General features: G+C 42.4%; 12 protein-coding genes. 10 read left to right on the forward strand and 2 right to left on the reverse strand.

The genetic code is table 11. The features are described 5' to 3' along the window. The first annotated feature begins 302 nt into the window (after positions 1-302). Positions 303-2,669: a jacalin-like lectin gene (locus H6G57_RS18265; protein ID WP_190521055.1), complete on the forward strand. Its 2,367-nt coding sequence runs from the start codon at positions 303-305 to the stop codon at positions 2,667-2,669. 79 nt (positions 2,670-2,748) lie between these two features. On the opposite strand, the gene H6G57_RS18270 is transcribed toward H6G57_RS18265, so the two are convergent. Continuing rightward, entirely contained in the window at positions 2,749-3,186 is a 438-nt protein-coding gene (locus H6G57_RS18270) for a hypothetical protein (RefSeq protein WP_199314362.1), read from the reverse strand. Positions 3,187-3,604: 418 nt separating this feature from the next. Between H6G57_RS18270 and H6G57_RS29440 the strand changes: the two genes are divergently transcribed. The 4 genes from H6G57_RS29440 to H6G57_RS18285 all read left to right on the forward strand — a co-directional run bounded on the left by H6G57_RS29440 (position 3,605) and on the right by H6G57_RS18285 (position 15,001). After that, positions 3,605-3,733 (forward strand): hypothetical protein, encoded by a 129-nt coding sequence (locus tag H6G57_RS29440; RefSeq protein WP_255528383.1) that lies wholly within the window; start codon positions 3,605-3,607, stop codon positions 3,731-3,733. 188 nt (positions 3,734-3,921) lie between these two features. After that, complete coding sequence (locus H6G57_RS18275) at positions 3,922-5,859, forward strand: amino acid adenylation domain-containing protein (RefSeq protein WP_190521058.1); 1,938 nt, start codon at positions 3,922-3,924, stop codon at positions 5,857-5,859. Continuing rightward, on the forward strand, positions 5,859-13,691 hold the full coding sequence (locus tag H6G57_RS18280) for a non-ribosomal peptide synthetase (RefSeq protein ID WP_190521060.1): 7,833 nt from the start codon (positions 5,859-5,861) through the stop codon (positions 13,689-13,691). Before H6G57_RS18275 ends, H6G57_RS18280 begins: the two co-directional genes overlap by 1 nt. 26 nt (positions 13,692-13,717) lie before the next feature. Next, positions 13,718-15,001 carry an MFS transporter gene (locus H6G57_RS18285; RefSeq protein ID WP_190521062.1) on the forward strand — a complete coding sequence of 428 codons (1,284 nt, stop codon included), beginning with the start codon at positions 13,718-13,720 and terminating at the stop codon, positions 14,999-15,001. Positions 15,002-15,164: 163 nt separating this feature from the next. Here H6G57_RS18285 and H6G57_RS18290 read toward each other — a convergent pair whose 3' ends face one another. Next, positions 15,165-15,512: a hypothetical protein gene (locus H6G57_RS18290; protein ID WP_190521064.1), complete on the reverse strand. Its 348-nt coding sequence runs from the start codon at positions 15,510-15,512 to the stop codon at positions 15,165-15,167. A 160-nt stretch (positions 15,513-15,672) separates the two neighbouring features. On the opposite strand from H6G57_RS18290, the gene H6G57_RS18295 reads away from it, so the two are divergent. From H6G57_RS18295 to H6G57_RS18310, 5 genes are all read left to right on the forward strand, one after another. Further along, positions 15,673-15,981: a hypothetical protein gene (locus H6G57_RS18295; protein ID WP_206756695.1), complete on the forward strand. Its 309-nt coding sequence runs from the start codon at positions 15,673-15,675 to the stop codon at positions 15,979-15,981. A gap of 178 nt (positions 15,982-16,159) precedes the next feature. Next, complete coding sequence (locus tag H6G57_RS18300) at positions 16,160-16,396, forward strand: hypothetical protein (protein ID WP_190521066.1); 237 nt, start codon at positions 16,160-16,162, stop codon at positions 16,394-16,396. Between the two features lie 73 nt (positions 16,397-16,469). Beyond that, complete coding sequence (locus H6G57_RS18305; RefSeq protein ID WP_190521068.1) at positions 16,470-18,182, forward strand: hypothetical protein; 1,713 nt, start codon at positions 16,470-16,472, stop codon at positions 18,180-18,182. A 524-nt stretch (positions 18,183-18,706) separates the two neighbouring features. Continuing rightward, complete coding sequence (locus H6G57_RS29445) at positions 18,707-18,829, forward strand: hypothetical protein (protein WP_255528384.1); 123 nt, start codon at positions 18,707-18,709, stop codon at positions 18,827-18,829. 77 nt (positions 18,830-18,906) lie between these two features. Further along, entirely contained in the window at positions 18,907-19,263 is a 357-nt protein-coding gene (locus tag H6G57_RS18310) for a hypothetical protein (RefSeq protein ID WP_190521070.1), read from the forward strand. The last annotated feature ends 408 nt before the right edge of the window (positions 19,264-19,671 follow it).

A 19,671-nucleotide genomic window follows, 5' to 3' on the forward strand; every position in this document is an offset into this window, starting at 1 on the left:
CTAGAGTAAGGGATTATCTCATTTCCAATTTATTCCTCTTGTAGGACAGGCATCCCGTCTGTCGAGTTCATGGTTTTCAGGCAATATTTTCTGCACTGGGCGTGATTTCTGCTGGTCTTGGGATGCAATGGGAAGAGTGCGAAAGAGCACTCCTACAAGATGGCTGGTTTTATGGGGGTAAATTAGTTAAGAAAAAACGCTTCTAACTCAAAAAATTCCCAAATTGCCAAGAAGAAACGATTTCATAACAGATGAGCGAAAGCTAGATTAGCTCAGCTACTCAACCCAAAAAGGAATAGATTATGAACGCACTTACTTTTCGCCCTAAATCTATATATTTCGATAAAGTTCAAGATCTTCTTGACTGGAAACCTGGTTCGCAGCCGTTCGATGCGTTCAATACGGCACTGGTGCCCTTGCGTCCCCGACCAGCCCGGACTAACGAACCACTTCTGATGCATTGTAACGATTTCAAAGGTGGTTATGTGGAGGATGCTGACCTCTACCCGCAGGGTAGCGATAACGCTGATACTTACAACTTCTCTTACTGGCAGTATGTAGATAGCTTCTGCTATTTTTCACATCATCGTATTACAGTCCCCACGATTTGGTGGAGTAACTGTGCCCATCTAAATGGTGTGCCAGTCATTGGTACAGTAATATTTGAAAGTGGCAGTGAGAACGACCTCACCCTGATGTTCAGTAAATCGCAAGGTCAGCCCGATCAAGCCATTGCTCAACTTGCCGCTATTGCTGAATACTACGGTTTTGATGGGTGGTTCTTCAATATTGAGATATCTCTGACCCCCGAAGTCCCTTGTACCGATGTCACCGATTTTCTGGGAAAACTCAAGGCCAAGACCGCACTGGTAATTTGGTACGATTCCGTGATTTCGGGAAGTGGTACAGTTAGTTATCAGAATTGCCTTAACAGCCATAACAATGATTTCTTCTTAGCCAGTAATGGAATTTTCACTAACTACTGGTGGGATGATCGGGGCCGCGAAATTCAGACCTCGGTGGACACAGCTAAGGGAGATAGCCGCTCTCCTTACGAAGTCTACACTGGCGTAGACGTATGGGGGCGCAATACTTTCTATAAGCCAGGGAATGACTCCTGTAGAGCAGTGGGCATTGCCGTAAACAAGGGAACATCTGTTGGTCTGTTTGCACCAGGCTGGACTTTTGAAGAAGGATCGGGTGGAAAAGAACACCATAAGAATTTTGAAGCGCGAGATAAAAAATTCTGGATAGGGGAAGGTGCAGGGCATGAGAAAAATAGCGAAAATTGTATTGCCCAGCATATTCCCGAGCGCCCAGTCCCAGCTGCATTACCTTTCTACACCAATTTTGATCGCGGTCGTGGCCACAAGTTTACGGTTCGCGGTAAAGAGGTATCTACTCGAAAGTTGAGAGATCCAGAGGGAAAAGAAGATTGGAGCAATCTCAGCTTACAGGGACTTCAGCCTACATATCGGTTCTGGACTATTGAAGGGAACGATCAGGTGTTTGAAATCGATTTCACCCAAGAGAAATCCTACGATGGTGGAGCCTCACTAAAGATAGAAGGTAAATCGGCTAGTCATCAGGATAGTGTTACCTATGCTTTATTTGATTTCTCCACCAAAATTGAAAAACCTTTCCGAGTTAATGCAGTATTCCAACCTTTGAGTAGCGAGACTGCATTCCCTAGTGTCAACTTGAAACTGGTGTTTAGTGACGGCACGAGCTTTGCGACCAACTCAACACCTCAACAAGAAAACGGGTGGTATTATCTTTCCGAGATTGTTAATGAAAGCTATGTCGGTAAAACCCTAACTCAACTTTGTATAGTCATTGGCCCTTCGTTTGATGGAAAACAACCAGGGGAAAGTTACGGCGTATTCATAGGTGCTATTTCTATCTGGAGCGGAACCGAAGCTGAAGAGCCTAGTTCGGTACAGGAACTGCAAGGCTGGGTATTGACCGACAATACCCAGCCCAACCAGAAACAACTGTATCTGGCTTGGCATCCCCAGGGAACAGCACGCTTCTATGACATCTGGCAAATAGGCAATCAAGGGGAAAGACATTGGTTGATTCGCGTTTGTGCCAATGCTGCCTGGATTGAGAACGTCGTACCTATAAACGGATCGGACAACGTAACTCTGGGAGTGCAGCCAATAAGCTACGGCTTTGTCGAACAACCCCTAGAAAAAATGGCAACTATCACGATTGCTATGAGTGGTTCCACTTTTGACGATACGGGTATGGCAAAACTATGTGGGTATCCAATCTCAAAAATGAAAATAAGTTCTGGTGAGGTCTTGGATGCTATTCAGGTTACAAATGGTTCTTTCCTAATGCCGCAGCACGGTGGAAATGGGGGTAATGAAAGCGAAGTTGTGCTAGATAAAGGCGATCCTATTGTGGAAGTTTCTGGTTATACAGGAACATGGTTTGGTTGGAATTGTATACTCCAACTCACGATTAAAACCCGTGAGAAAAAAACTTTTGGTCCTTTTGGAACTCTGAAAAATGCCACATCGAAAACGTCGTTTTCTTATACCGCTAAACAAGATGAACAAGTGCTTGCGTTCTCCGGCTCAACCGTAAATGTTCCCCTTGCCGATGGTAATAGAACTGACATTATCGCTAGTCTTAATGTTAGCTTCATAAAAACAAAATAATCTTGCAGTTTGGACAAAAGTAGGGCTGCTATAACTCAATTGACGTGGAATTAACTCCACAGATCCTAGCAATAGTCCATTAAAAAAAACTGAAATTCACGCGATTCGGTAGGCAACATTTTAGTGGACTATTGCTATGAAGCAGGGGTTTGAACTTCGGAGAGCGACTAATCAGAAAATCGACATAACCCGTCAAATAAACTTCTGGCTGCACATTGAACTCTTCACCGGAAAAGGCGCTAATTTGTCCATTAAGCTGACGTTTGACTTCTAACAAGACGGGATTGATAATACCTTCAGAACGCGCTTTTTCACTACTGACTGCGATCTGCGCTTCGCAGCAGCGCTTCGCTATCGCCCAAGGTAGCGTTTCTTTAAACGTATCTTTGAGCAAAGAACTTGGATTGACTGGGGAAATCTCTGGCAGAAAGCGATCGCCTTCCAAAATCGTCAGTTGAAAATCATCTACAGCTTTACGAGAAAGTAAATTTACTATAAGGCATAAAAGTTTTCCCAATCTGTTACTCAAGCTAGCGCGATCGCATCAGTTGAAAGGTAAATTAAAATGCGATCGCTTAACACACCCTATCCAAGGTAAAAGCATCTTAACTTCAGTAGATCGCAAAAGAGAGCGATCGCCATAGCACAGCAGGTGTGTATCGGCTTAAAGGCTAGAGAGCGAGGCGATGTAGGTATGAATTTATACCTGACTCAATAGCGAAATATTACATAAGTAAAGCTAATCAATAACTGATTTCGGCAAAAGCTACTCCGATCTCTAAAGTCGGAAAAGTCGGCTTTTACAAAACATATAGTGACAACCACAAAAAAAAATGGATATATTAGACAACAAGCTAGAAATATAAATCCTTCTTTGGACAGGTCTATGGGTGCTGTCGAAGCCAATCTAATTACCTCTTTTGATAGAGACCCGGATGCCGATCGGTCGAGATTGGCCTGCACCGATCGCTTTGGCAAAGGTCTATCCAGTAGTCAGAAGCGGACAGGAAGCGATTCTATCCCCAAAGGGCAATCGCTCGGCTTTCCGGGAACACTATCAGTAGCATTTACTACCGAAGTTCTTTCTTTACATCCAATGCTATGAGGCTATGGCTCTATGTCCGATCTCCCTCGACAGCCCATTCAACAGCAGTAAGTGTAATTACTCAATCGCTGTGCGATCGCAGCTAGCCCCTCTGCATTGACGACTTTGGCCTAATAAATATTCTGTAAAATTCAACTTTAATTAATAATGACTACTTTTAATTATCCAGAAAATACCACATCCAATCCAGAACAGCAGCTTGCAGGCGATAGACTTTTGACAGATGCTGAACGGCATAAAATATTACACGAGTGGAATAACACCACAACCGAGTATCCCCGCGATAAATGTATCCACCAGCTATTTGAGGAACAGGTAGAACGGACACCAGACGCTGTGGCGGTGGTGTTTGAAGGCGAGCAACTGACGTATCGAGAATTGAACGCAAGGGCAAACCAACTGGCACATTACCTGCAAGCGTTGGGCGTTGGGCCAGAAGTTTTGGTAGGAATTTGTGTAGAACGGTCGTTTGAGATGATAGTGGGACTGTTGGGTGTCCTCAAAGCTGGTGGTGCTTATGTCCCTCTCGATCCTGCTTATCCCTTGGAACGGCTGGGCTTCATACTGGAAGATTCTTCTGTACCAGTGCTGCTCACTCAGTCGAAGCTAGTCGAGGAACTTCCCTCACATTCTGCGCGTGTTGTCTACTTTGACAAAGATTGGGAAGAAATTGCTTTTCATAGTCAGGAGAACCTTAGCAGCAGCGTAACGCCTGATAACCTAGCTTATGTTATCTACACATCAGGGTCTACTGGAAAACCCAAAGGTGTCTTATTGGCACACAGAGGACTTTGCAACTTAGCGACAGCACAGATTCAGCTATTCGATGTACAGCCAGACAGTCGCATTCTTCAGTTCGCCTCTTTTAGCTTTGATGCCTCTGTGTGGGAGATTGTCATGGCTTTAGTACCGGGAGCGACGCTAGTGTTGGCTTTGCAGGACTCCTTACTACCAGGACGGGCTTTGTTCGAGCTACTGCGCGAGCAAAAGATTACTCATGCTAACTTGGTGCCATCTGCGCTTGCGACACTCCCTGATGAGGAGTTGCCAGCTTTACAGAATATTGTCGTAGGGGGAGAGTCGTGTCTTCCTTCTTTGGTCAAGCGATGGGCAGATGGACGGCGTTTCTTCAATCTCTACGGCCCAACTGAATCCACTGTCTGCGCTACCATTGCACAATGCACAAAAGGCATGGGAGTGCTACCCATCGGTCGTCCGATCGCTAACACCAAAATTTATATTCTAGACACGGAAAACCAACCCGTATCTGTTGGAGTGCCAGGAGAACTCCATATCGGTGGTATAGGATTAGCACGAGGCTACCTTAACCATCCCGATTTAACCGAGCAAAAGTTCATTCCTAATCCCTTTAGCAATGAATCGGGTTCTCGACTCTACAAAACTGGCGACTTAGCTCGTTATCTTCCAGATGGTAACATCGAATTTCTTGGTCGCATTGACAACCAAGTAAAAATTCGCGGCTTCCGTATCGAACTGGGCGAGGTTGAGGCAGCGATCGCGCAACATCCAGCTATCAGAGAAACTGTAGTTATAGTCAGAGAAAACGCTACAAACGACAAGCAATTAGTCGCCTATATTGCCCCATATCAGCAGCCAGCACCCGAAATCAGTGACTTGCGCCATTTCCTTAAACAACAATTACCTGATTACATGATACCGAGTGCTTTTGTGGTGCTGGAAGCTCTACCCCTGACACCTAATGGTAAAGTAGACCGCAAATCATTGCCACTACCAGATATCAATAGTTTAATTCAAAAAGCAGATTTTGTAGCTCCTGAGACTCCTACAGAAAAATTGGTAGCATCCATTTGGGTTAAGGTCTTGGGAGTAGAAAAAGTGGGAATAAATGATAACTTCTTTGAATTAGGAGGGCATTCTTTACTAGCCACTCAACTAATCGCACAAGTGAAGGAGAATTTTTTGGTCGAGGTTCCATTATCTAAATTTTTTGAAGCTCCAACTGTAGCCTGCCTTTCCAGCTACATTGAAGCAATTTCTTGGGCCAAAGAAAGTATAGAAACTAGCAATATCACCATCAATAACGTAGAGGAAGTGGAATTTTAATGAATACGATTGAGTTTGTTAATCACCTCCGAAAGTTAAATATTAAGCTGTTTCTGGAAGGTGATCGCCTGCGCTGCAAGGCTCCTGAAGGGATTCTTACCCCTGCTCTCAAGTCAGAAATTAGCGATCGCAAAGCTGAGATTATCTCGTTTTTGCAACAAGCCAATCTTCAAACTAATACCACTGCGATCGCTCCCATATCCAGAGCAGAAAACAATACCTTTCCTCTTTCCTTTACTCAAGAAGGACTTTGGTTCCTCTACGAATTACAGCCTAACAGCCCCTTCTATAACATTCCTCTGAACTTGCATTTTAGCGGTCAACTCAATATTGCCACATTGGAATCGAGCTTGCAATTACTGATCGATCGCCATGAAATCTTACGCGCTAACTTTATTATCATAGATGGAAAACCTGCTCAAGTCATAAATAAGAGCAAAGATTTTTCTTTACCAGTCGTTGATTTACGTTCTTTGTCAGCTAGCAAACGAGATTTGGAGTATCATAAATTAAATTCTATTGCAGCCAGCTATGTATTTAATCTGACCGAAGAACCTTTATTATGGGTAAAATTAGTTCAGCTTACCCCAACAGAAAATGTTTTATTGCTAACAATTCATCACATTATATTTGATGGGTGGTCTGTTAATATTTTCCTTCAGGAATTAACGACAATTTACTCAGCTTTGGCTGAACGAAGTCAACCCAATCTGCCCCAAATAAATCTTCAGTATGTAGATTTTGCTGTGTGGCAACAGCAATGGTTACAGGGAGAAGTTCTAGAATCTCAACTCGCTTACTGGCTGCAAAAGCTAGCTCTAATGCCAGAGTTGTTAGAATTGCCAACAGCTCGTCCCCGACCAGCAGTTCAATCCTTTCGCGGAAAAACCCAAGTTTTCACTATTGAGCCAGACATTAGTGAAGCACTCGTAAATTTGAGTCAGCAACAAGGAGTGACGCTTTTTATGTTGCTCCTCACAGCATTTAAAGTATTACTCTATCGCTACACCAATCAACCCGATATTGTAGTTGGTTCGACTGTGGCGAACCGCCAGAATCCTCAACTACAAGGAATACTCGGATTTTTTGTGAATACTTTAGTGCTACGCACAGATTTATCAGATAATCCTACCTTTCTGGAGTTATTACAACAAGTTAAAAAAGTTGTCTTAGAAGCTTACGATCGTCAAGAATTACCATTTGATAAGTTAGTCGAAGCATTACGCCCAGAGCGAAATTTAAGCTATTCACCTTTATTGCAAATAGATTTTTCTTTAGAACATGAGGCGACTTCTGCTATTAACATCAAAGATTTAACAATTACCACATCTAATCCTGAAACCAATCATACAGCTAAATTTGATTTAAGCTTATCGTTGCAGAAAACCGAGCGAGGATTAACAGGAGGATTTGAATATAGTACAGACCTATTTGATGCCACCACCATTGCCAGAATGATAGAGCATTGGCAAACGTTGTTGGCTGGTATTGTAGCCAATCCAGAACAAAAGCTATCAGATTTACCTATTTTGACGACGATTGAAAAACACAGATTATTAGTAGAGTGGAATCAAAACCAACAAGACTATCCGAAGAATCTATGTATTCATCAATTATTTGAAGCACAAGTAGAACAAACACCAGATGCCGTAGCAGTAATTTTTAAAGACGAACAGCTAACCTACCGAGAACTAAACACCAAGGCTAACCAGTTAGCACACCATTTACAAGCACTGGGGGTAAAACCAGAAACACTGGTAGGCATCTGCGTCGAACGTTCCTTTGAAATGATCGTAGGACTGTTAGGCATTCTCAAAGCGGGTGGTGCTTATGTACCCATAGACCCTGCTTATCCATCTGAGCGAATTGCATATATGCTTGATGATTCGCAATTATCAGTTTTATTAACTCAACAAAAACTGGTTGCCTTGTTACCAGAGCATCAAGCACGGGTAGTCTGCTTAGATTCTGATTGGGAAGAAATCTCTAATTTATGTGAATTTGCGCCTCAAAGTGATGTGACACCGGAAAACTTAGCTTATGTAATCTATACCTCCGGTTCAACTGGGAAACCAAAGGGAGTAACTATCCAACATCAGTCTTTGGTGAATTATATCCATGCCGTCAGTATTGAATATGAGATAAAAAAAGGCGATCGCATTTTGCAGTTTGCCTCGATTAGTTTTGATGCTAGTGCTGAAGAAATCTACCCCTGCTTGACTTCAGGTGCAACGCTTGTCTTACGAACCGATTCTATGTTGGATTCAGCTAGTGTGTTTTTGAAAAAGTGCAGCACTTGGAACTTAACCATCCTGAGTCTACCAACAGCCTACTGGCACGAACTAACAACAAGATTAAGCCAGGAAAACCTGGTATTTCCCCCATCATTACGCTTGGTCATCATTGGTGGAGAAAAAGCTCTGTTAGAACGATTAAAAACCTGGCAGGAGTGTGTAGGGCAACAAGTACGTCTGGTAAACACTTATGGCCCTACAGAGGCTACTGTCGTAGCAACAATCTACGACTTATCAAAAACAGACCCCACATTGACACATTTGCCAATTGGTCGTCCAATTTGTAATGTGCAGACATATATTTTAGATCGCTATCTCCAACCTGTTCCTGTAGGCGTTCCTGGGGAATTGCACATTGGTGGTGTGGGGCTAGCGCGAGGCTACCTCAACCGTCCCGATTTAACTAATGAAAAATTTATCCCTAACCCGTTTAGTAATGACCCAAACTCTCGCCTCTACAAAACTGGAGATTTAGCCCGTTATTTACCAGATGGTAACATTGAGTTTTTAGGTCGGGTTGACAATCAGGTTAAGATACGCGGTTTCCGGATCGAATTAGGCGAAATTGAAGCCGCATTAGCCCAACATCCAGCTATAGGAGAAACAGCAGTCATTGCCAATGAAAATATCACAGGCAACCAACAATTAGTTGCTTATTTCGTTCCCAAAGCCGAAGTCAAACCAAGCATTAACGATCTGCGACATTTCCTCAAACACCAACTTCCCGATTACATGATTCCCAGTGTTTTTGTCACACTGGAACACTTACCTCTAACCCCAAATGGGAAAATTGACCATCGTGCTTTACCAGTCCCAGAAATTCGACCGGAACTAGAATTAACTTTTGTTGCACCGCGCACTCCCCTAGAAGAAATATTAGCCAATCTTTGGGCAGAGGTACTGGGACTTAAACAAATAGGCATTTATGATAACTTCTTTAGCTTGGGAGGGCATTCCTTATTAGCAACTCAAATAGTCTCTAAAATTAGTACAAATTTAGGGATAGAAATCCCCTTACGTCATCTCTTTGAATTTCCCACGATTGCGGAACTAGCAGAAGAAATTGAAGTCTTATTAGGGAGCGAACAATCTGCACAAAGGATACCCATTTTACCCATTCAGAGGACAACGGAAATTCCCTTATCCTTTGCCCAAGCTAGACTGTGGTTCCTTGACCAATTACAACCAGAAAGTGCCTTCTACAACATCCCACATATTTTCCGGTTGCACGGTCAACTCAATATCAAGATTTTAGAGAATAGCCTCAACGAAATTATTCGCCGTCACGAAGCGTTACGAACAAACTTTACTACAAACGATGGAAACCCTGTTCAAATTATTCGCCCCTATCTTCACTTGGAATTGCTGATTCTCAATGTATTAGACCTATCTGATGAAGCTAGAGAAAGTGAAGCACAAAGATTAGTGAATCAGTTCGCCAATCAACCGTTCAACCTTCAGAACGAACCTTTAATCAGAAGCTATTTACTGCAATTAGGTGAACAAGACTATATCTTTTTATTAGTCTTACACCATATTGTAGCTGATGGCTGGTCAATGGAAATACTCGAACGAGAATTAAGCACAATCTACACAGCATTGTGTAATCATCAAGCTCCAGCCTTACCAGAATTACCGATACAATATGCTGACTTCAGTGTTTGGCAACGGGACTGGTTAGCAGGTGAAATCTTCCAAAGACAGCTTAACTATTGGCAACAACAACTCCAAGGGATTCCTTCTTTATTAGAATTACCCACAGACCGACCTAGACCAGCAATTCAAACTTACCGAGGCGCACATCAATCTTTTCAACTTTCTACCGAATTAAGCGAAGCCATCATTTCACTTTCTAAGCGAATGAGTGTTACCCCATTTATGTTGCTTTTAGCAGCATTTCAAACCTTGCTATATCGTTATACAGGTCAAGATGATATTGTAGTGGGTACACCGATCGCTAATCGTCATTATCGGGACATAGAGGGTTTGATTGGCTTTTTCGTCAATACTTTAGCTCTGAGAGCTAATAATTTATCCTTAAATCCCAGTTTTGAAGATTTACTGAGTCAAGTCAGGGAAGTGACATTGGGAGCTTATGCTCATCAAGATATGCCCTTTGAGGAGTTAGTAGAAGCATTGCAACCCGAACGTTCTTTAAGTTATTCACCTATATTCCAGGTAATGTTTGGAGTTGAAAATGAGTCGATATTTAATTTTTCATTGCCCGAATTAAAGGTCAGTCCAATCACAGCAGAAACTAGATCTGCTAAGTTTGATTTAGATTTATCGATCCAAAATACTCCTAAAGGTTGGATAGGGATATGGGAATATAATACTGACTTGTTTGATGGGACAACTATCGCTCGAATGACGGAGCATTTTCAAACTTTATTAGCAGGAATTGTTACTAATCCAAAAACGTTAATTTCCGAATTACCTCTATTGACAGCAACCCAACAGCATCAGTTGTTGGTAAAGTGGAATTATACTCAAAAAGATTATCCCTTCGAGAAGTGCATACATCGGTTATTTCAGGAACAAGTCAAATTAACTCCTGATGCTGTCGCAGTTGTTATCGAAGGAGAACAACTAACCTATCGAGAATTGAATGCCAGAGCCAATCAATTAGCACATTACTTGCAAACTTTTGGAGTCAAAGCTGAAGTTTTAGTAGGGATTTGCATAGAACGTTCCCTTGAGATGGTAGTAGGACTTTTAGGCATCCTCAAAGCAGGTGGTGCTTATGTTCCCATAGACCCTGCGTACCCATCTGAACGAAAGGCTTTCATACTAGAAGACACCTCTGTGCCAGTGGTGCTTACCCAGTTCCGGTTTGTTGAGTCTCTTCCTCAACATCAGGCACGAGTTGTTTGCCTGGACTGTGATTGGGAAGAAATTTCTCAATACAGCGAGGAAAACCCTATCAACAAGGTAACGCCCGATAATCTAGTCTACGTTATCTACACTTCAGGGTCTACAGGGCAGCCAAAAGGAGTTTTGATTGAGCATCAAGCATTAGTCAACCACAGCGTCTCTATTGCCAAGCACTATGATTTGCAGGTAACAGATAGGGTTCTACAGTTTGCTTCCATTAGCTTTGATGTAGCAGCCGAAGAGTTATTCCCAACTTGGATTAGTGGGGGTACTGTCGTTCTCCGACCTGGTTCAACTCCTCCAACTATTGCAGAGTTTCAAGAATTAATAAACCGGGAAAAGCTGACTGTTCTTAACCTACCTGCCTCTTACTGGCAGGAATGGGTATCTGTTCTGGAAAATTCAGAGATTCAATTACCTTCTTCGTTGCGATTAGTTGTAGTTGGTAACGAAAAAGTTTTACCAGACAAATTGATAAATTGGCAGAAAATAGTCGGGAATCGCATCCGTTGGATCAATGCTTATGGATTGACTGAAACTACAATTACATCTACAATTTACGAACCTGATATCTGGAAAGAGAAAAACTCGGCTGATATTAAGACTGTACCAATAGGTCGTCCTATTTCTAACACGCAAATATATGTGCTAGACGCTCATCTACAGCCTGTTCCTATTGGCGTTCCAGGTGAGTTGCATATCGGTGGTGCTGGTTTGGCACGGGGATACCTCAACCGCCCTAATTTAACAGCCGAAAAATTTATCTCTAACCCCTTTAGTTCAAATTCAAAAGCCCGTCTTTACAAAACTGGCGACAAAGTTCGCTATTTACCAGATGGTAACATCGAATATCTCGGTCGCCTTGACAATCAAGTAAAAATTCGAGGCTTCCGCATCGAACTTGGAGAGATTGAGACAGTGCTGAATTCTCACCCCGCAGTACAAGAAGCGGTAGTCATACAGCGGGAGGATATACCCGAGCAAAAACGCCTCGTTGCTTACCTGGTAGCCAAACAACGAAACAAAGACTCAGGAAATTTATCCGTTCAAAACATACGCGCTTTCATCTCAAGTTATTTACCCGACTACATGATTCCTAGCGCCTTCGTCACCATACCAGCTTTGCCATTAACACCTAATGGTAAAGTAGATCGTCGCCAGCTACCAGTACCTACAGAAAATCCGAGCGGGATGATAGAGCTTAAGAGCGCTCCTTCTAGTCCTACGGAAATTCTGGTATCCCAGATTTGGGCAGAATTACTTGGTTTAAAGCAAGTAGGAGTTAACAATAACTTCTTTGAACTTGGTGGAAATTCTTTATTAGTTATTCGGTTGCTGTCTCAGTTACATCAAGTCTGTGGTGTAGATATACCAATACATCGCTTGTTTGAATTTCCGACTGTGGCTGGTATTGCCCAACTTATTGACAAGATTCGCCTGGTAGGAACAATAGATAATCTAGCAGAAAATATTCTCGATTTAAGTGCTGAAGCCGTTCTGGAAGAGGAAATTCGACCTCAATCGCTAACTTTTAATGAGGTGAGCGAACCCAAATGTATTTTCCTAACCGATGCAATAGGATTCGTGGGAAGTTATTTACTCTATGAATTACTTCAGCAGACGACGGCTGATATATATTGTTTGGTCAATGCCTCTAATTCGGATGAAGCCAAAAACAGGTTGCAAACTCAACTTGAATTTTACTCTCTTTGGCAGTCAAGCTTCAGTTCGAGAATTCTTCCTGTGATTGGAAATTTATCTCAACCCCTTTTAGGCATTACCACTGCGGAATTTGAAAATTTAGCTAATCAGATTGATGTCATCTATCACAGTGGAGAATGCAATAATGTTATCTATCCCTATGCAGCATTAAAAGCAGTTAATGTTACGGCAACTCAAGAAGTTCTCAGGTTAGCTAGCCAAATCAAAATCAAGCCCGTACATTTTATTTCTACTCTTGGCGTATTTTATTCACCTCACTATTTTCAACGTCAGCTAATTGCTGAATCAGACCCTCTCGATTGTAGCCAAGGCTTGACTAGCGGCTATGGTCAAAGCAAATGGGTAGCAGAAAAACTAATGATGATGGCTCGTGAAAGAGGACTTCCTGTGTGTATATATAGGCTAGGTCGTTTCGCTGGACACAGCCAAACAGGTGCCGTCGCTACAGATGATTGGCTGTTTAGGATGATTAAAGGGTGTATCCAACTTGGTATGTTCCCTGAGTCAGAAATGATGATAGAAATGATTCCTATAGACTATGCAAGCAAAGCTATTGTTTGCATATCACAAGCAAAATCATCGTTGGAAAAGGCTTTTCATATCACCAATCATCATCAGATATCTTGGGAATATCTAACTAACTGGATTCAAAAATTTGGTTATCCCGTTCGACAAGTTTCATTTGAAAAGTGGCACGAAGAACTCATTTCCCATCTAAATTATTTCCCTGAAAATGCTCTTCATTCTCTATTAACCATATTTTCTAAAGAATCAGATTCTCAAAAAATTGAATTTAAATTTGACAACCAAAATACCTTAAAAGCTTTGTCTGGAACTGAAATTTGTTGCCCGCCCCTGAATGCAGAGTTACTCAATATCTATTTTTCTTATTTCCTGAAAATAGGGTTTTTGAGTACGCCAGAGCCAACTACCCTTGTATAATCATGCAATTCCCTAAATTCCGCGAAATGCGCGTTTTTCTTATAGTCTGGTTCGGACAACTAATATCCCTAATTGGGTCGGGTCTGACTAGCTTTGCTCTGGGAGTTTGGGTGTATCAACGTACAGGTTCAGTCACCCAATTCTCTCTGATTTTGTTATTTGCTATGCTGCCCACTGTCTTGGTTTCTCCGGTAGCTGGTGCAGTAGTTGACCGCTGGAATCGACGCTGGTGTATGATTGTGTCTGACTCTGGGGCGGGGGTAACTACGGTGGCGATCGCTCTATTACTCGCCACTGGCAGCCTTCAAATTTGGCACCTTTATGTAGCTGTTGGCCTTAGTTCTGTCTGCAAAGCCTTTCAGTTGCCCGCTTACACTGCTTCAACCTCTTTATTAGTACCGAAAAAAGACTTACCTCGCGCCACTGGCATGGTTCAGTCAGCACAAGCGTGCGCCCAACTAATCTCCCCCCTGTTGGCAGGAGTTTTGCTTGGACTTGTCCAGCTTACAGGTGTCATTTTAATTGACTTAGCTACCTTCTTATTTGCTCTTATTACTCTGTTACTCGTTCGTTTTCCTGATGCTAAAACTGTTGCACCTCCAAAAGAGGAGAAAAGTTCTCTGTGGCGCGAGGTAATTGAAGGCTGGACTTACATTATCGTTCGACCCGGACTTTTAATGCTGATGATTTTATTCGCGTTAGACAATTTTGTTGGAGGACTGGTTGAAGTTTTACTCACTCCCTTGGTACTTTCTTTTGCTTCAGTTACCGTTCTAGGAACCATTCAATCTATCGGTGGTATGGGGATGTTGTTAGGCAGTCTGGCTATCAGTATTTGGGGGGGACCGAAACCTTTAATTCGGGGGGTATTTATTTTCGATCTTCTTTCTCATCTGTGCATTCTCGCATTCGGTTTACGCACAGATGCTGCACTTTTCGCAGTTGCCAATTTTATCTTTTTCTTCAGCTTACCGCTTGTCAATGGCTGGTGCGATGCTATCTTCCTCCGAAAAGTAGCTCCTGATATTCAAGGTCGGTTTTTTGCCACAATCAACATGATTTGTTACTCCTGTATCCCTCTTGCCTATCTTGTGGCTGGCCCTTTAGTCGAACGAATTTTTGAACCTTTAATGGCGGCTAATGGTTTATTAGCAGGAAGCATCGGACAAATCATTGGTGTTGGGCCAGGTCGGGGTATTGGTCTGTTATTTATTACAATGGAAATTCCTGTTTTACTAATCACTATTGCCGCGTATCGATATCCTCGCTTGCGGTTTGTGGAAGATGAACTGCCTGATGCGATCGAGTAGTTACTATTTTCTAGGCGATCGCCTCTGGGCTTTGTTCTTTTCAAGGTCACTCTACAGGAGAGTATATCCTACAGCAGCAAGATGTTTTAAGGCTAGGAAGCGCAGTTTTAATATTTAACTAGCCTAATTTTAATGAATTCAAGATAAAAGAATCAATCGTTAACTATTTTTTTAGATGAGTAACGAGATTACAAAAATTTATAAGCTTTTCTATATTTATATCTAATAAGTTGGCACAAACTCGAATTTCATCATCAGTAGGCGTTTCCCCTTCAATCAGTTTAGTTACCAACACAGCAATAAATTTAAGGTTATCCCTATCTGCTTCACTACTTCGGAGAGGAATCTTCACTCCAGGTCGAGGCTCAATTAAACCTCGTGTAACTAAAGCCTCATCCACCAAAAGCCGAATTTGTGCGCCTTTAGAACGACGGCCCTCATCAGCCATCTGTTCGATGAGGTCATAAATATCATCGATATCAGCGTTAACTCTTCTTTTCTGGGTTGGCACTTTTTATACATTTTGTGAAGTTTCATTTTTAGTTTACCCTTCCACGCATACGCTTTTCTTTACCCAAAGTGAATCACTTTACCCAAAGTGGTTAAAGTGTGTTATGATGGACGTTAACAGTAGCAGATAGCTATAAAATTAATACGCAAATCAAGTATTTATGATGTCTCAATTCTTAAAGCTGTATGATGATAGCGAAACACTTGAAAATGCAAGACAAAAAGCCACCTTGGAACCTAAAGAGTTTTGTTTGCGATGGGTTAAAACCCCAAATCCTGGTGCAAGAGGCTATTACACAGCCTGTGTTAGAGACCTTGCTAAAGCAACCGGACTCTCTGAACGCACGATTGAAGGTTGGGGCCCAGAATTCCGGGATAGACCCGACTATATTCTGGTCGTCTTGGAAAAGGAAAACACAATCCGTCAAATTCGACAGCTTGTTCAGCTTCCACCCGAAGATCCCTCTTGACTTAAATACGTTTTTTGCGTATATTATATTCAATCTTGAGCATTGACTCAATCATCAATCAGCTTACTGAAGTTGGCTCGGATTTAAGACGTTAAGGTGTTGACGTATGAGTGTAAACGTATTAAGGTATAAACATGGCAGGATCAACCTAAGCACTATCAATTCAAAATTCAATTTGATGGAAGTTTACGTTGATTTACGTCCTTACTGGCCCAAAGGCTTATCGATCAATGCTGCCTATGAAGAACTCTTACTCAAAGGTCTCAAAGTAGATCGCCGAACCTTATCTGCTGCTAAGGCAGGAACTCTAACCAAAAGCGAGTTCATCACTTTAGTCAAACTCAGAGATTGGATTAGGCAACTTACAGGAAAACCTGAAATCACAATTGACGACTTATTACGGATTGAAGATTAATTCAATACAAAAAGCTGACCCGGCTAGGCCAGCTTTTCACAAAAAACAAATAAATTCTAAGGAACAACTTAACATGACAGCAGCCACCCTTGCATCTCCCCCGGCTCATCAAGTTGATTTTAAGCTTCCGACCCACTTTGAGCTTTCTGACTCGTTTTCCCACAACTACGACTATTCAAGTTTTGGTGAGTTGGCTCCCCTGGCTCAACAAACCCTCAATCAAACCTTAAACTTTGTGCAGCGCACCCTCAGCGAAGGGCTTGAACTCGGTCGCCAACTGAGTCAACTCCTGAGTAATTTATGCGATCGCACCAATCCCCAAGATGGCCAAAAACGCTTCAAAAATTGGCTCAATAGTAGCGACTGGGGAGCCTCCAAATGGATCGCCGAATCCTTAATCAAAATCAGCCAATGGTTTGATTCCCTCAAACCTCGGTTGCAGCAGCGCATCCTCAACAAAGTGCAACACTGGAGTTTAGCCGCCCTGCGAGAACTGACCCACGCCTCAGAAGCCATTGTAGAAGTCCTAACCCAGCGAGGGAAGATCACAAAAAAAGAAGTCCGAAAAGCCAAAGCCGAACAAATCGTTACAGAACAAGATTGGCAAAAGATTTCTAAACGTTACAATCTCACCCCTCAAGAAGGACAACACCTCCAAACCCTTGCTCAAGAATTTGCTCAGGCTGATACAAAAAATCAAGCTGAAGCCGTCATCAAACTCAAACACCTAGATGAAGCCTTAGCTCAAAAAGGCTACAAAACATCCTCTCCAATACCCCAACAGCCTTCTGAAACCGCCCTTCGTCTAGCTCGTCTCACCCTGCATAAAGTCCAACTCGAACAAGAACTCTCCGAAGCCGTTACTGGGGATGCTCAAGCCCAGTTAATTTATGACATCAAACAAACCGAACGGGAAATCAAACACCTGTGCGCTCATCTTGACCCCCAAACCATTGTTATCCCGCCACAACCTCAAAGCCCTCCCGCAGACGACCTTGAAGCTGCATTAGCCACCGAACGTCAAAAAAACGCCGAATTGATGCAAAAACTTGAACACCTAGAGCAAAAACTTTCCCAAACCTATTTGCAACAACTCGACCAATTGCAAACCCAACTTCAGCAAAAAGACGAACTCATTGCTCAACTGCAACAACCCACTTCCTCCCCTGACAACGAACCCACCGTATTCAAACCGAAGTTCGTCCCAGTGCCTTTAAGTGAATTAAAACCTGGAGACCGCATTCGAGTTTATTCCCCAGAACACAAAGGCGTTGTTGATGACTTAATCCTCGAATTAGACACCTACAACCGCCCTAAAACCAAATGGCTTGGCGTACTTGACCAAAACGATGTTAAAGCCGGATGGACGTTTGAGCGCATGAGTGGTGTTGAACAAGCCCAAAGTCAACTCAGTCTTCTCAAAAGCGAAAATCAACACCTCAAACAACAACTCGCTCAACAACAACAGGACTTAGAAACGTTACTGAGTGAACCCAGTCACGTCCGACTTGAACAAACCTCCACAACCCAGCAATTAGAAGTCCAAATAGCAGAACTATTGCAATGGCGTGAAAGCCTTAATCAACAAATTCAACCCGACCTGCAACCGGGTGTTAAAGTGCGAGTCAACTTTGACCCCAAAAACATCTTCACTGGGATGCAAGGAATTATTCACAAAGCATATCAACAACGTCCCGGTTATTGGTGGGTCAGTATCACCCATCCCGTTAGCGGACAAACCTACCACGAACTGTTTGAACCTTGTCAACTTCAACCTCTGGTTTAAGAAAGAGTGCGGGGTGCGGGGTGGGGAGTGCGGAGTGCTTTAAGAGTGCGAAGTTCGGAGTGGGGAGTTGAGGGCTTTTTAAATTCTTTTTTTCCTTAATTGTATTTTAATTTTCCCTAAATTTAACTTTTATCTTTTCAGCCTTAAACAATATCTTCCTCACTTCTAACTCCTCAGTCCTAACTCAATCATCGACCGTCTACTTCCTGCCTCCTAACCCGCACTCCGCACTCTGAACTCCGCACATCGCACTCTGAACTCCGCACTCCTTAGCCAATTATAAACGCTGGAAAACTCGCACTCAATTAGCAATTAAACGTTCCATTAATTACTGGCAAAACTTAGAGTATGCTCCCGAATTTAACCCAATCTGTATCCAAACTAACCTGAGTTGCTATCATCAATTTCCTCTATCTTCTGCGGAGATTCGGGTTTTATTTGTTGGCAACCATGCCGGAGATCCTGATAATCGTTATGCTGCCTTAGTTGATGTATTAGTTGGCATTGCAATTGTTAACGATACAGTGACTTATGCTCCTCATGGAAAATATGAATCCCAGAACTTTAAAAGTAATGGAGCATTACTCATCATTCAACCCACACAACGGCAAACTTTTGATTGGCATCAACTCACAACTTGGTTATAAGTTCTAACTTCTTAAAATTAGCACTCCGCATTCCGAACCCCGCACTCCGCACTCTTAAAACACTCTCTCTTAAAACTATGCAACCTCAATACTTCCCTAACAAGTCCCCATCAATTCAAACTGAAAAACTACGACAAATTCGGACAATTCGCCAACTGTTATCGGTTCCTCTTCACCCCACAGAATATTGTGCGCGTTGGGTTCCAATTCTCCACAATATTCAACCTCAAGACTGGGGATATACAGCTGCTTGTGTTCGAGAACTCTGTCAAATTACCGGACGCAAAGAACGCATGATTTACAGATGGGTTGAAACCAATTTTAAATCTTGTCCAGAAAGTGTTCAATTAATGCTGAGACAACAAGACTTACTCCTACAAATTATTTATCACGGTAGGATTATTCAGACTGTTACACAACCTAAACCTGAATAAATAGGCAATTATGAATTACGAATTATGAATTACGAATTACGAATGGGTAATAGGTAATGGGGTCAATACTTTTGGCTGTTTCATAGATGTTTAAAATTATTACAACCTCCGTCTTGAAGGCGGAGATTTCTATAGGTTAACTTCAATTCTATTGATTCTCAACCTTAACGCTCTGTCTCCTTAAAGCTAAGGAGATTTTTTTATGCCAATCTCTAACTAAATCTCCTGAACACGCCTTCAAGATTAATAGCCAAAGACGAGCTTAATTTGAAATTATAAACTTGTTGAGGCGATCGCTTACTCCGTCCCTTGCTCTATCTTCAACAATTATTTCAAATTCTCAATTCCTCCCCCTATTTTCTAATCTGCTGACTCAGCACTCAGCACTCAGCAACACTCCCGATTAAC

This window comes from Planktothrix sp. FACHB-1365, from assembly GCF_014697575.1.
Taxonomy (GTDB): domain Bacteria; phylum Cyanobacteriota; class Cyanobacteriia; order Cyanobacteriales; family Microcoleaceae; genus Planktothrix.